This is a genomic window from Xanthobacter nonsaccharivorans (assembly GCF_043194755.2).
GTDB classification, from domain to species: Bacteria; Pseudomonadota; Alphaproteobacteria; order Rhizobiales; family Xanthobacteraceae; genus Xanthobacter; species Xanthobacter autotrophicus_G.
Genome location: NZ_CM195526.1, coordinates 3622592 through 3635202 on the forward strand (window position 1 = coordinate 3622592; position 12611 = coordinate 3635202).

Sequence of the window (12611 nt, forward strand, 5' to 3'; positions counted from 1 at the left end):
TTCCCAGACGCAAGCATTCGCCCGCTAGGGTCGGAGCGTCGGGAAACCGGTCAAGGCACCGGGGTGGGGAAGGAGGCGCCGGAGAGGTGCGGCTTCAGCGCCCCGCGCCGCAGGAAGCCGCCAGCGCGATGCCGGGTTCCGGCGGCGCGAGGGGGCTGGGCGGCGCTTCGCCATAGAGGGTGGTGCGCCGCCGCGGGATGCGCCCGGCGGATGCGATCATCGTCTCCATGCGCTCCGGTGTCATCTCCTGCCCGTGGCTGGCACCAGCAGCGCGGGAAATGCTCTCGTCCATGAGCGTGCCGCCGAAATCGTTGACGCCGGCATCAAGGGCGAGGCTCACCATGTTTGGCCCGAGCTTCACCCAGGAGGCCTGGATGTTTCGGACCACAGGATTGAGCACCAAGCGCGCGACCGCATGGATGAGGATCGCCTCGCGCGCCGTCGGGCCCTTACGGGCACCGCCGTTTAGGTATATGGGCGCTTCCATGTGGACGAAGGGGAGCGGCACGAACTCGGTGAAGCCGCCGGTCTCCTCCTGGAGGGCGCGGATGCGCAGCAGATGCCGCGCCACATGCTCGTAGCGCTCCATGTGGCCGAACATGATGGTGGCGGTGGATTTCAAGCCCACCCGATGGGCGGCGCGCATCACCGTCAGCCATTCCTGCGTGGTGAGCTTGTCGGGGCAAAGCGTCGCCCGTACCTCGTCGTCGAGAATCTCCGCCGCCGTGCCGGGCAGGGAGCCAAGGCCGGCCGCCCTCAGCGCGACAAGGAATTCGCTCACCGGCAGGCCGAGGGTGGTGGCGCCGTGATGCACCTCCAGCGGCGAGAAGGCGTGGGCGTGCATGGCGGGCACCGCCGCCTTCACAGCCGCCAGGATCTCAAGATATCTGGCACCAGTATAATCGGGATGAATACCGCCCTGCATGCACACTTCCGTCGCGCCACGGTCCCACGCCTCGCGAGTGCGGTCCGCGATCTCCGCAAGGGTCAGATCGTAGGGCCGCCCGCGCAGCGCCTCGTGGGTCTTGCCCTTGGAGAAGGCGCAGAACCGGCACTTGTAGGTGCAGATGTTGGTGTAGTTGATGTTGCGCGTGACGACGTAGCTCACCACGTCCCCGTTTGCCGCCCGGCGCAGGCCGTCGGCGCTGGCGCATACGGCCTTGAAGTCATGGTCCCGGGCGGCGAGCAGGCGCACGATGTCGCCTTCCTCCAGCGTCGCCCCCGCCTCGGCCCGGGCCAGGACGGGCGCCAGCGCGCTGCGGGCCACCGCCGGGGCGCGCAGGTTTTCCACCAGGGCGGCGGGCGCGGCGGCGGGAATGCCGACGCTCCAGTCCTCGGCGCGCGGCCAGCCGGCTCCGTCCACCTGACGCTGCACCGCGGTGCGCATCCGGCGGTCGAGCCAGGTCGCCGCCCGCTCGGCGAAGGAAGGATAGACGGCGAGCCGCTCCACCAGCATCTTGCCGGATGCGCGGGTCGCCGCCTCCAGCACCCGCAGATGCGGCCAGGGGGCTTCCGGATTGACATGGTCCGGCGTGACCGGCGAAAGCCCGCCCCAATCGTTGATGCCGGCGGCAAGAAGGGGCGCGAGCGCTCCTGCGCTGAGATTGGGCGGGGCCTGGATGTTCATGCCGGGCTCGAACAGCATGCGTGCCGCCGCGATGGTCCATTGCAGCTCGGCCAGCGAGGGCGCCTTAGCCTGCGCCATAAGGGTGCCAGGCTTGGGCCGAAAGTTCTGGATGATGATTTCCTGGACGTGGCTGTAGGCGTCGGAGATCTCCCGCAGGGCCAGCAGCGCCTCGACCCGCTCCAGGCGTGTCTCGCCGATGCCGATCAGCAGGCCGGAGGTGAACGGCACCTTGTGTTCCCCGGCCGCGCGCAAGGTGGCGAGGCGGACGGCGGGCAGCTTGTCGGGAGAGCCGAAATGCGGCCCGCCCCGCGCGCTCAGCCGCTCGGCGGAGGTCTCCAGCATGAGGCCCAGGGAGACCGAGACCGGACGCAGCGCGGCGATGTCCTGTGCCGACATCACCCCCGGATTGAGATGCGGCAGCAGGCCCGTCTCCTCGAACACGAGGCGGGCCATGGCGGCGAGATAGGACAGGGTGGTGTCGTGGCCGAGGCTGGCCAGCTCCCTGCGGGCGGCCTCATAGCGCAGCTCCGGCTTGTCACCCAGGGTGAACAAAGCCTCGCGGCAGCCGGCCGCGACGCCGGCACGGGCAATCCGCAGCACCTCGTCCGGCGTCAGGAAGGCCGCCTCGCCGTTCCGCGGGGGATGGGCGAAGGTGCAGTAGTGGCAGACATCCCGGCAGAGCTGGGTCAGCGGAATGAACACCTTGCGGGAGTAGGAGACGCGGTGGCCATGGGCGCGGTCACGCTTTTCGGCGGCCAGCGCCATGAGCGGCGTGGGATCATCGAGGTCCAAGTAGGGCCGCAGGTCGTCCAGGCAGAAGCGGTCGGAGAAGGCGGCTGGGGGCATGGGGATCATCCCGCGGCGGTCGGAATCAGGACAGGCGAAGCGACAGGCGGCAGGCTGCCCGGCAGAAGACCAGGGGCGAAGCGGGCAAGGACGGAGCGCGTGCGCGGACCGCAGCCGATGAGCGCCGGCAGGTCCTCCGGCCGGTCGAGATCGGCGCGGGCGCCCGGGCAGTCCGGCTCCGCCACGCTGAAGCCCGCCGCCGCGGCAGCGGCCTGGTGCCGGGCAAAGCTTGCCGGGCCATAGACCGGCGCGAAGCCGAGCGGCAGGCGGCTGGCCAGAAGATTGGTGCCGCCATCCCGCTCGGCCGGCACCAGGGCGACATCGCTGCCGGCGAGGCCGGCGCGCAGCGCGGCGAGGTCGGCGAGGCGCAGGCCGGGCAGGTCGGACGGCACCACAAGGACGGCCGCGGCGCCGCGGCGGGCCAGAGCCTGGGCGCCACGCGCAACGGCGTCGTTGAGCCCATCCTTGTCGGATGCGGCGAGGAAGAAGGCGCCATGGCGTCGGCACAGCCCACGGGCCTGCGGGTCCTCGCCAACGACGAGGGTGCCGCCGAGGTCGGTGTCGGCGGCGAGCAGCGCGAGCAGATCATCCAGCATGGCGCAGGCCAACGTGGCGCGGCCCGCCGCATCGAGCAGCCCGCCGAGGCGCTGCTTCGCCGTGGTGAACCGCTTTGCGGGCACGAGAGCCCAGGCCCCTGACCAGCTCATGACAGGCTCCCGGGCTGTGCTTTTGCCGCGTGCCCGACGCGCCGGCGCGTACCGAGCTCGCGCGCGAAGGCGAGGCATTCGTCGGCGAGCGCCACCCGCTCCGCCGGTCCGGTCATCAACGTCGGCGCCACCCGGCAGGCGAGACCGGAAGCGGCCACGCCCGCGGCATCCGCCGCGTCGGCGGTGTCGATCACGAGTCCGTCCGCGAGCCCGAGATAATGCGCGGCGATGGCGGCCGTGCCGGCGCCGATGCCCAGTTCGTCCATGATCTTCGCCGTCGGCCCCTTTACCGCGCGCCCGCCGATGAGGGGCGAGACCGCCACCACCGGCGCAGGACAGAGGGCGAGGGCCTCCCGCAGGCCCGGCAAGGCGAGGATGGGATCGATGCTCAGATAGGGGTTGGAGGGGCAGATGATGACGGCGTCCAAGCCGTCGCCGGCCAGCAGATCCGCCAGCTCGGGCAGGATGCGCGCCGTCTCGGCGCCCTCGAAAGACAGGCGGAGGACGGGGGGAGCACAGCGCTCGCGCACGAAATAATGCTGGAAGGCGAGCAGTCCCTGAGGCGTCTCCACCATGGTGCGGACCGGGTCATCGCTCATGGGCAGGATGCGGGCGGCCAGGCCGAGCCGGCCGGCCGTGCCGGCCACCACCTCCGAGAGACGCGCGCCGCCCGCGAGCCGGCCGGTCCGCTCCACATGCATGGCAAGGTCGAGGTCTCCGAGCTGGAACCAGTCCTCGCCGCCCAGCTGGCGCAGCGCGCTCATGAACTGCCACGTCTCCCCTGCCCGCCCCCAGCCGCGCACCGGGTCGGAGAGGCCCGCCAGGGTGTAGAGCACGGTGTCGATGTCCGGGCTGATGGCGAGGCCGAGATGGGTGAAGTCATCGCCCGTATTGACCATGACGGTCAGCGCCGGCCCCAGCGCCGCCTGGAGGCCGAAGGCCAGCTTCGCCCCGCCGACGCCCCCGCACAAGGCGAGCACGCGACGTGGCCCGGCATGCGCATCTGCTTTGCCTGCGGCCGTCATCTGAACAGGTCCCGGCGCTTGTCCCGTACAAGGGCGGACGCGGGCCGCTCGGGGCCGAGAGGCCGCAGGCCGCGCACCACCACGACGGGACGTCCCTCGTTGGCCTGCCCCATGAGGAGCGAGGCGGCCGCGGCCAGCTCGTCCGCCACCGCGATCTCGGTGGCCCGCAGCGGACGGCCGAACAGGTCGGGCTGGCCGGCCATGTCCTGAAGGGCTGGAATGCCCGCCGCGCCGATGGCGACGCCCACCACGCCGTTGCGCCAGGGGCGCCCGAAGCTGTCGTTCATGACGACGGCCACATCGGCGGAGAAGGCGACGTCCAGCTCGCGCTTCAGCCGCGCGCAGCTGGCGTCGGGATCGCGCGGCAGAAGCAGCACGCGACGGCGGCCGGCCTCCTGGGTGATGTTGGATTCGTCGATGCCCGCGTTGGCCATGACGAAGCCGAGGCGATGCTCCGCCACCACCACGCCCGGGCCGTGGCGCACCACCTCGCGGCTCTCGCGCAGCACCCATTCCAGATGATGGGCGTCCTTGCCCGTCGCCGCGGCCAGCTCCAGCGCCAGGGGCCGTGGCTCCACGGCATCGAGGTCCGCGTAGCAGCCCTCGGCCTTAGAGACAATCTTCTGGGCTACCACCACCACGTCGCCGGTCTCGAGGCCGATGCCGTCGGCGCGCGCCGAACGGGCGATGATCGCGCCGAGGTCGTCCCCTGGCGCGATCAACGGGATCTCCTCCAGCGCATGGAGCGAGAGGCTAGGCAACACCGCCCTCCCCCGCGCCGATCTCCGGCAGGCCGGTGATCCGGATGCCGGCGCCCTGCACCTTGTAGCGGCGGTTGATGCCGATCAACACCGAGGTGAGCGCCTCCGCAGCCGCCGAATTGGCCAGCGCGCCGCCATCGATGCCGCGCGCGCCGATGTCCGCGACGAGGGCGATCACGACCTCCCGGGCCTCCTTGTCGTCGCCGAACACCAGCACGTCGCAGCCCACCGGCTCCCCAGCATGGAGCTTGGATGCCCCGACATTGTGGAAGGCCGAGACCACCCGCGTCCCCGCGCCCAGAAGGGCCTGGGCGATCTGCGCGGCGGACCCCTCATCGGGAAGCTGCACGGTGGCCACCTTCGGCGGCTTCAGGGGCACCACGGCGTCCACCACAATCTTGCCCTCCACCACCGCGCGGATGTCGGCGAGGGTCTCGGCGTGGCTGGAGAAGGGAACGGCCACAACCACCAGATCGGCCGCGGCCGCGGCCGCGCGGTTGTCCGTGCCCTCAAGCGTCTTGCCGACGGCCGCGCCGAGCTCGGCAGCGGCGGCGGCGGCCTTCTCGGCGGAGCGCGACCCAAGGATCACGCGATGGCCGGCGGCGGCCCAGCGTTTGGCGAGGCCGGACCCCAGATCGCCGCTGCCGCCGATGATGGCGATGGAGGAAGGCGTGCTCATATGTGTCTCCAGAAGAAGAATGCCCGCACGGCGGCCGTCGGCCAGAGCCGTGCCGGCTCCGGTCACGGCTTCGGCAGAACCTCTTCCGCGAACCGCTGCATCCGCTCCAGCGTCTCCTCCACGGTCGCCGTCTGGAAGATCAGCGATACATGATCGACGCCGATCTCCCGGAGTGCGGCGGCGTCGGCGGCCATGTCGGCGGAGCTGCCGGTGAACAGACGGCGCGCGCCATCCTTCGTCTGGGCGGTCCAGTCCACCGAATGCAGCAGCACGAGGCCGCGGTCCACGCTGACCGGGTCGCGCCCGGCGTCGGCGAGCACCTTGTCCAGCCTGCCCAGACCCGCGGAGATGCGCTCAACCGTATCAAGGGGCGCCTGCGGATTGTTCGACGCCGGATACCAGCCGTCGCCCACCCGCGCCGTGCGCCTGAGCGCCACCGGGCTCTCGCCGCCGATCCAGATGGGCAGGTTTCCCCCATGATAGGGCTTGGGCATGAAGGTGATGTTCCCGAAGCTCACATGCTTGCCGTGGGCCTCGGGATGCTCCTCGCGCCACAGGGTGCGGAACGCGTCGAGATACTCGTCCGTCACTGCCCCGCGCTCGTCGAAGGGCGGCGAGGCGAGCGCCGCGAACTCCTCCGGCATCCAGCCGACGCCGCAGCCGAGCACGATGCGGCCCTTGGAGAGCACGTCGGCGGTGGCGAGCATCTTCGCGGTCAGCACTGCCGGGCGATAGGGCAGGATCATCACCGACGACAGGATGCGGATTCGCTCCGTCGCGCCGGCGATGAAGGACATGGTGGTGAGCATCTCCAGCGCCTCGCCGAACGCCTTGCCGGGCCACTGGCCCTGCTCGGTATAGGGATAACGCGAGTTGATGTCGGTGGGGACCACCACGTGGTCATTGACGCCGATATGGCTGAACCCCAGGGCATCGGCCTTCTGCGCGATGGCGAGCGTGCCTTCCCGGCTCGACATGGCGCCGCGCATGAAGGTGTGGAGACCGATGTTCAATGGCATGGATATGGAAGTCCCGAATGGGCCGGAAAGGCGGGAAAGCGAGCGGGGGCGGCGAATCAGGCCGCGCTTTTCCGGCGCATGTGATCGGGGATCGGCAGCGGCGCGTTGGCGCTGTCGAGGAATTCCACCGTGGTGAACACGAAGTCGCTGTCACCGATATTCTGGATGTCGTGCACCATGAACTCGCCGGCGCCGAATTCCATGTGCCTGGTGTCGCCAGCCTTGTACTCGGGCTGCAGGATGCGCCCGTCCGAGAAGTGGCTGAGGCCCTTGCAATCGGTGGTGGCGGTCCAGAAATAGCTGAGAAGGTGGCGATGGAAGGGAAGGCGCTCGCCCGGCTTGAGCCGCACCTCCCAGACCCGCGCGCGATCGCTCTCCGACAGGAGGGTGGTCCCGACGCAGCCGTTGAACTGGCCCTTCTCAAATTCTTCGCGCAGATGCTGGGGCCAATGGGCGGGCGCCTCGATATGGGCGGAGGCGGCGGTGGTGCTCTTCATGGTCGTCCCTAGGGTGTTGTGTTGTTGTTGATCGCATCATCCACCATCCCGTCGTCCGATCCAACGGGCTGCGCACCACCCGGCCGCCTATAACAGATATAGCCGGCCTCCGACTTTTTCAGACCGAGACCAGCCTATAGGATGCCAAATGAAGAGGCTTGCTCATCGTCGATGATTAAAAACTCAGTCCGAATATATATCACGACGAGCCAATAATTCATAACTAAAAACAGGGATAAGGAGGCGCCATGCTCACCCGCCGTAGATTTATTGGATCGATAGCCGCGACCGCGTGCGGTCTTTCGGCTGCATCCACGACGCAGGTCTTCGGTCAGCAGACGCAGACCGCCGAATACACGCTGAAATGGGGCCACTCTATGCAGCTGTCCCATCCGCTCACCATCCGGGGGATCGAGGCGGCGGACAAGATTCGGCAGGAAAGCAACGGCCGGGTCGACATCAAGGTGTTCCCGGACAGCCAGCTCGGTGGCGACACCGACATGGCCTCCCAGGTCCGCAGCGGCGTCCTGGAGATGTATACACCCGCCGCCACATCCTTCGCGCCGCTGGTGCCGGTGGTTGGCATCGTCAACACGGCTTTCGCCTTCAAGGATTCGGTCCAGGGCTGGCAGGCAATGGATGGCGAGCTCGGCGCGCTCATCCGCCAGGGCTTCTCCCGCCTCAACCTGCATGTCTTCGACCGCATGTGGGAGAACGGCTTCCGCCAGATAACGTCGGCGTCCAAGCCCATCAACTCCCCCGACGACCTGAAGGGCTTCAAGATCCGCGTGCCCATCAGCCCCATGCTGCTGTCCCTGTTCAAGGCGCTCGGCGCGGCGCCCACCAGCATGAATGTCAGCGAGCTCTACAGCGCGCTCCAGACCCGCATCGTGGATGGCCAGGAAAACCCGCTGAGCGTGATTGCCACACGCAACTTCAACGAGGTGCAGCGTTACTGCGCCATCACCAATCATTCCTGGGACACCTGGATTCAGCTGGTGAACATGAATGTCTGGAAGAAGCTGCCGCCCGATCTGCAGGAGATCATCTCCCGCAACATGAACGCGGCGGCCCTGCTGCAGCGCGAGGACATCCAGAAGATGGACCTCACCCTGCGTGCCGCGCTGGAAGGCAAGGGCATGATCTTCAACACGCCCGACCGCGCGCCGTTCCGTGATGCGCTGAAGAAGGCCGGCTACTATGCCGAGTGGCAGAAGGTTTACGGCGATGCCGCCTGGAAGGCCCTCGAGAACGCGGTCGGCAACCTGATCTGACAAGCTCTTCCTGGATCAGCGCGACGGCGTCCCACGCCGTCGCGCCATGTTGCCTTGCGCGCCTGGGCCGGCGCCGCAGGCTTTTCCCTTCTTCAGATCCAAGGCAGGCGTTGGACATGTCCGTCGGCGAAGCAAACGAAGCAACAAGAGCGGTCAGCGGTGGCATCGCAACCGCCCGCTGGGTGGAGGTGATCGAGAGAACCCTGCGTTGGGGAACCGAGATCCCCGGCGCCATCCTCCTGGTGGCCGAGATCGCGATCATCGCCTCCGGCGTGGTTGCCCGTTACGTGTTTCACTCCCCCTTGTTCTGGGTGGATGAAGCGGCCGCGGTGATGTTCGTGTGGATCTCCATGCTCGGCGCCGTGGTGGCGCTCCAGCGCGGCGAGCACATGCGCCTCACCCTTGTCCTCGATTCCTGCTCCAGGCGCTGGCGGGACCGGCTCAATGCCGTCAACGCCGTGCTGATCGCCGGCGCCGCGCTGCTCCTTGTCCCGTCCGCGTTCGAGCACCTGGAGAACGAGAGCTTCATCCAGATGGTGACGCTGGGCATCTCCGAAGGCTTCCGTGCCTCGGCCTTTCTCGTGGGCTTCGTGATGCTCGCCGCCATTGCCGTGCTGCGGCTCGGCCATTGCCGGTGGAGGGACATCTCCTTCGCCCTGGCCGTGGTGGCCGTGGCGGGGCTTTGCCTCTATCTGGCCCGGCCTTGGATGATGTCCATCGGCAACCTCAACCTGCTCATCTTCTTCGTGCTGCTGCTCGGCGCGCTGATCGCCATCGGCCTGCCCATCGCCTTCACCTTCATCATCTGCACCAGCTCCTATCTGGTGCTCATCCCGAAGATTCCTCTCGTCATCGTCGTCACTCGCATGGGTGAGGGCATGTCGAGCATGGTGTTGCTGGCCATCCCGCTCTTCATCGTGCTCGGCCTGCTCATCGAGGTCATGGGCCTGGCCCGGGCGCTGGTGAACTTCATGGCCGCGCTGCTCGGGCACGTTCGGGGCGGGCTCTCCTACGTGCTGCTGGGCGCCATGTTCCTGGTCTCGGGCATTGCCGGTTCCAAGGCCGCCGACATGGCGGCGGTGGCGCCCGGGCTGATCCCGGAGATGAAGCGGCGCGGCGCCCACCAGGGAGAGCTCGCGGCCCAGCTCTCCGCGTCCGCGGTGATGACCGAGACCATTCCGCCCAGCCTCGTCCTCATCATGCTGGGCTCATCCACCGGCATCTCCATCGGCGCGCTGTTCGCCGGCGGCCTCCTGCCCGCGGTGGTGTGCACGCTCGCCCTCGTCATCACGGTCTATTTCCGCATGCGGAGCCAGTCCGAATCGGTGAGCGTGGCGCGCGCGTCGGGCGCCGAGATCCGGCGCACCTTCGTCGTTGCCCTGCCGGCCCTGGCACTGCCCTTCATCATCCGCTCCGCGGTGGTGGAGGGTGTGGCCACGGCCACCGAGGTATCGACCCTGGGCGTGATCTATGCGCTGGTGGTCGGCGCGCTGGTCTACCGCAACTTCTCGGTCTCCCAGTTGGTGGGAATCCTGCGCAGCACGGTGGCACTCACCGGCGCGGTGCTGCTCATCCTCGGGGTCGCCATCTCCATGGCGTGGGCGCTGACCCAATCGGGCTTCGCCAAGCAGTTAGTGGTCGCCATGTCTTCCATTCCCGGCGGGGCGTGGGGCTTCATCATCGCCTCGATCCTGGGCTTCATCGTGCTGGGCAGCGTCCTGGAGGGTCTCCCCGCCATCCTGGTCTTCGGCCCGCTGCTATTTCCCGCGGCTCGCGCCATGGGCATCCACGACGTGCACTATGCCATGATCATCATCATCGCCATGGGTATCGGCCTGTTCGCCCCTCCCTTGGGCATCGGCTACTACGCCGCATGCGGCATCGCCCGCGTGCCGCCGAACGAGGCCATGGTCCGGATCTGGCCCTATCTCGGCGCGCTCGCACTGGCGCTTCTGCTCATCGCGGCGGTGCCGTGGTTCTCAATAGCCCTGCTCTGAGGCTGCCTGCGACCAGCCCCCTGCTTCCGGGAGAATGACATGACATGCGTCGAGGCTGCCGCCCCCGAGGGAAAGGTCGCCGTCGTGGTGGGCGCCGGCAGCGGCATAGGCGCGTCGGCGGTGGCGGTGCTGGCGGCGAAGGGCTGGCGGATCGCCGCCGTCGACCGCGACCTTGGCGCCGCCCGCGCGGCGGCGGATGCGGCCGGCGAGGGGCATGCCGCCTTTGGGGCGGACATCTCCCGGGAGACGGAGGTGATCGAGGCGTTCGCGGCCATCGCCCGGACGTTCGGCAGGGTGGACGGCCTCGCAGCGTGCGCCGGCGTCTCCGACAGCACGCCATTCCTCGAGCTGGATGCCGATGCGTTCGCGCGCATGTTCGCCATCAACACCACGGGGACCTTCCTCGCGATGCGTGAGGCGGTGAAGCTGATGCCGGACGGGGCGCGCATCTGCACCGTCTCCAGCGTCGCCGGCCTGCGGGGCGGCGGCGTGTTCGGCACCGCCGCCTATGCGGCCAGCAAGGGCGCGCTCATCGCCCTGACGAAGACCGCCGCCCGCACGTTCGCGCCGCGCCAGATCACCGTGAACTGCCTGGTCCCGGGTCCGGTGCAGACACCCATGCTGGAGGCGTTCTGGGGCGACGAGGACCAGCGCCGGCGCGTGGAGGCCATGATCCCCCTCGGCCGTCCCGGCCGGGTCGTCGAGGTGGCGAGCGCCATCGCCTGGATGTTCAGCGCCGAGGCCGCGTTCCTGACGGGATCCACCATCGTGGTCGATGGCGGCATGTCCATGTACTAACTCCAGCTGTTCCGACATCATTCGCCGCAATGCTGGGGGGCCAGAATCTCCACCGCAGTTCCCCATGTAAACAGATGGTGGACCATCTCCAGCAATCCACCCGCGGTGAAACGGACTTCGAGGCGTCCATCGTTGGGCTCGATGCGCAGCATATGAACGCCGTCGATTTCGACCACGTCCGCAGCCTTCAGCCCGAGCAGTTCGGCAAAACGAGCGCCAGTGAAGAGAGCAATGCGGGGCAGCCAGTACATCCAGCCCTTGCCTCGGGCGGACGAGAAGGCCGGCGCCGCGAATGCCCGGTCTGGTTCCGCCTTATACAGCTCCACCGCTCGCGCAAGAGTCAGGCGCGAAGGCGGTGGCGGCGACATTCGATCGACGTTGGCAAAAAGCGGGTCGTACGACCGCTCCTGCGCGAGGTCCGCCCGATAGATCTCACGCGAATAGTGCTCGATCAGCGCCCGCTGCACATACTCGGCCAGCCGCGGAACGATAGTGGCGTCTCGGCCAAGATCGACACGAGCCTCCTCGGCCAACTCCGTTGCAACCAGTTGCAGCGAGGCGTCCTCCGCGGACTGGCCGACGTGCATGATTTTTTCGGACGCTTCAGACGCGAGGTCGCCTCGCAGGGACGCATCTAAAGGCATCGGCTCGGCACCCGCCTCCAGCCTGTGGAGATAGGTAAGCGCCAGATACTGGAGATCCGCATCGGAGATTTGGCTGAGAGCGAGCTTCGAAGCGGGCGTGCGAGCCTCGGCGAACAGAGCATCCGCTTTCACGCTTTCGACACGCGCCAAGCGGCGGGCCTCAGTGTGGGGAACGTCGCCAGCGACTTCCAAATTTCCTTCTTCCCGATTCTGCCTTGGATGTCGGCCGGAACCCGAACGCGAAACGTCCACTTTCCCGCCCGTTTGAAGAGCCTGCTGTCCCTTGCCATTTCGCCGCCTTGTGTAGCAAGCGGCTTCATAAGCTCTTGATCTTGCGCGTCAAACAGGGATTTCAATGCGTTAGGGGAGACTGGCGGAGAGAGAGGGATTCGAACCCTCGATACGGTTTCCCGTATACACGCGTTCCAGGCGTGCGCCTTCAACCACTCGGCCACCTCTCCAGCCGCATGCGCTCGCGCGCAGGCAGGGCTCACCCGGGATACGGCACCGAAGGCGGGTTGCGCGCCCTCGGCCATTGGCCGTCTCCAAGGACCGGGACGAAGCCCGGCCGCCGGCGGTTTCCGCGTCACTTGGGGAGACAGTGGAAAACCTGTGGTTCCGAAGCGGAGCCACAGTCCGGCGAGGCGGCGGAATATAGCGGCTTCAAGCCGTCTGGCAAGACGAAATCGCGCTGCTGCCCACAGGCCTGCGCAGCGGGGTGGAACGGCCCCTTGGGT

12 protein-coding genes and 1 tRNA gene are annotated in these 12611 nt (G+C 68.1%); 3 read left to right on the forward strand and 10 right to left on the reverse strand.

Annotation, left to right across the window (positions count from 1 at the left end):
- Positions 1-94: 94 nt before the first annotated feature.
- The 7 genes from cofH to V5F59_RS16640 all read right to left on the reverse strand — a co-directional run bounded on the left by cofH (position 95) and on the right by V5F59_RS16640 (position 7161).
- A complete protein-coding gene (gene cofH, locus V5F59_RS16610; RefSeq protein ID WP_393976315.1) occupies positions 95-2473 on the reverse strand; it encodes a 5-amino-6-(D-ribitylamino)uracil--L-tyrosine 4-hydroxyphenyl transferase CofH in 2379 nt (792 codons plus the stop codon).
- Between the two features lie 5 nt (positions 2474-2478).
- Positions 2479-3180, reverse strand: a complete 702-nt coding sequence (gene cofC, locus V5F59_RS16615; RefSeq protein WP_393976316.1) for a 2-phospho-L-lactate guanylyltransferase — start codon at positions 3178-3180, stop codon at positions 2479-2481.
- Positions 3177-4205: a 2-phospho-L-lactate transferase gene (cofD, locus tag V5F59_RS16620; RefSeq protein ID WP_393976317.1), complete on the reverse strand. Its 1029-nt coding sequence runs from the start codon at positions 4203-4205 to the stop codon at positions 3177-3179. Before cofD ends, cofC begins: the two co-directional genes overlap by 4 nt.
- On the reverse strand, positions 4202-4969 hold the full coding sequence (gene cofE / locus V5F59_RS16625; RefSeq protein ID WP_393976318.1) for a coenzyme F420-0:L-glutamate ligase: 768 nt from the start codon (positions 4967-4969) through the stop codon (positions 4202-4204). The genes cofD and cofE overlap by 4 nt, the downstream gene beginning before the upstream one ends.
- Positions 4959-5645 carry an NADPH-dependent F420 reductase gene (gene npdG, locus V5F59_RS16630; protein ID WP_393976319.1) on the reverse strand — a complete coding sequence of 229 codons (687 nt, stop codon included), beginning with the start codon at positions 5643-5645 and terminating at the stop codon, positions 4959-4961. Before npdG ends, cofE begins: the two co-directional genes overlap by 11 nt.
- Positions 5646-5707: 62 nt before the next feature.
- On the reverse strand, positions 5708-6664 hold the full coding sequence (locus V5F59_RS16635; protein ID WP_393976320.1) for a TIGR03619 family F420-dependent LLM class oxidoreductase: 957 nt from the start codon (positions 6662-6664) through the stop codon (positions 5708-5710).
- A 56-nt stretch (positions 6665-6720) separates the two neighbouring features.
- The gene (locus V5F59_RS16640; RefSeq protein WP_393976321.1) at positions 6721-7161 is read right to left on the reverse strand and encodes a cupin domain-containing protein; all 441 of its coding nucleotides are present in this window, start codon (positions 7159-7161) and stop codon (positions 6721-6723) included.
- Between the two features lie 377 nt (positions 7162-7538).
- Here V5F59_RS16640 and V5F59_RS16645 point away from each other — a divergent pair, with 377 nt between their 5' ends.
- From V5F59_RS16645 to V5F59_RS16655, 3 genes are all read left to right on the forward strand, one after another.
- The gene (locus V5F59_RS16645; protein ID WP_393976322.1) at positions 7539-8435 is read left to right on the forward strand and encodes a TRAP transporter substrate-binding protein; all 897 of its coding nucleotides are present in this window, start codon (positions 7539-7541) and stop codon (positions 8433-8435) included.
- A 116-nt stretch (positions 8436-8551) separates the two neighbouring features.
- Positions 8552-10432 carry a TRAP transporter large permease gene (locus V5F59_RS16650; RefSeq protein WP_393976323.1) on the forward strand — a complete coding sequence of 627 codons (1881 nt, stop codon included), beginning with the start codon at positions 8552-8554 and terminating at the stop codon, positions 10430-10432.
- A gap of 39 nt (positions 10433-10471) precedes the next feature.
- Positions 10472-11230, forward strand: a complete 759-nt coding sequence (locus V5F59_RS16655; protein WP_393976324.1) for an SDR family NAD(P)-dependent oxidoreductase — start codon at positions 10472-10474, stop codon at positions 11228-11230.
- 17 nt (positions 11231-11247) lie between these two features.
- Here V5F59_RS16655 and V5F59_RS16660 read toward each other — a convergent pair whose 3' ends face one another.
- The 3 genes from V5F59_RS16660 to V5F59_RS16670 all read right to left on the reverse strand — a co-directional run bounded on the left by V5F59_RS16660 (position 11248) and on the right by V5F59_RS16670 (position 12335).
- Positions 11248-12024, reverse strand: a complete 777-nt coding sequence (locus V5F59_RS16660) for a WCX domain-containing protein (protein ID WP_393976325.1) — start codon at positions 12022-12024, stop codon at positions 11248-11250.
- Complete coding sequence (locus V5F59_RS16665) at positions 12003-12194, reverse strand: DUF6538 domain-containing protein (RefSeq protein WP_393976326.1); 192 nt, start codon at positions 12192-12194, stop codon at positions 12003-12005. The genes V5F59_RS16660 and V5F59_RS16665 overlap by 22 nt, the downstream gene beginning before the upstream one ends.
- A 51-nt stretch (positions 12195-12245) precedes the next feature.
- Positions 12246-12335: transfer RNA gene (locus V5F59_RS16670), tRNA-Ser, on the reverse strand.
- Positions 12336-12611: the final 276 nt, after the last annotated feature.

Coding starts and splice junctions, on each gene's coding strand:
- cofH (WP_393976315.1), bottom strand. CDS start 2,473: ATGCCCCCAGCCGCCTTCTCCGACCGCTTCTGCCTGGACGACCTGCGG.
- cofC (WP_393976316.1), bottom strand. CDS start 3,180: ATGAGCTGGTCAGGGGCCTGGGCTCTCGTGCCCGCAAAGCGGTTCACC.
- cofD (WP_393976317.1), bottom strand. CDS start 4,205: ATGACGGCCGCAGGCAAAGCAGATGCGCATGCCGGGCCACGTCGCGTG.
- npdG (WP_393976319.1), bottom strand. CDS start 5,645: ATGAGCACGCCTTCCTCCATCGCCATCATCGGCGGCAGCGGCGATCTG.
- V5F59_RS16635 (WP_393976320.1), bottom strand. CDS start 6,664: ATGCCATTGAACATCGGTCTCCACACCTTCATGCGCGGCGCCATGTCG.
- V5F59_RS16640 (WP_393976321.1), bottom strand. CDS start 7,161: ATGAAGAGCACCACCGCCGCCTCCGCCCATATCGAGGCGCCCGCCCAT.
- V5F59_RS16645 (WP_393976322.1), top strand. CDS start 7,539: ATGCAGCTGTCCCATCCGCTCACCATCCGGGGGATCGAGGCGGCGGAC.
- V5F59_RS16650 (WP_393976323.1), top strand. CDS start 8,552: ATGTCCGTCGGCGAAGCAAACGAAGCAACAAGAGCGGTCAGCGGTGGC.
- V5F59_RS16655 (WP_393976324.1), top strand. CDS start 10,472: ATGACATGCGTCGAGGCTGCCGCCCCCGAGGGAAAGGTCGCCGTCGTG.
- V5F59_RS16665 (WP_393976326.1), bottom strand. CDS start 12,194: ATGAAGCCGCTTGCTACACAAGGCGGCGAAATGGCAAGGGACAGCAGG.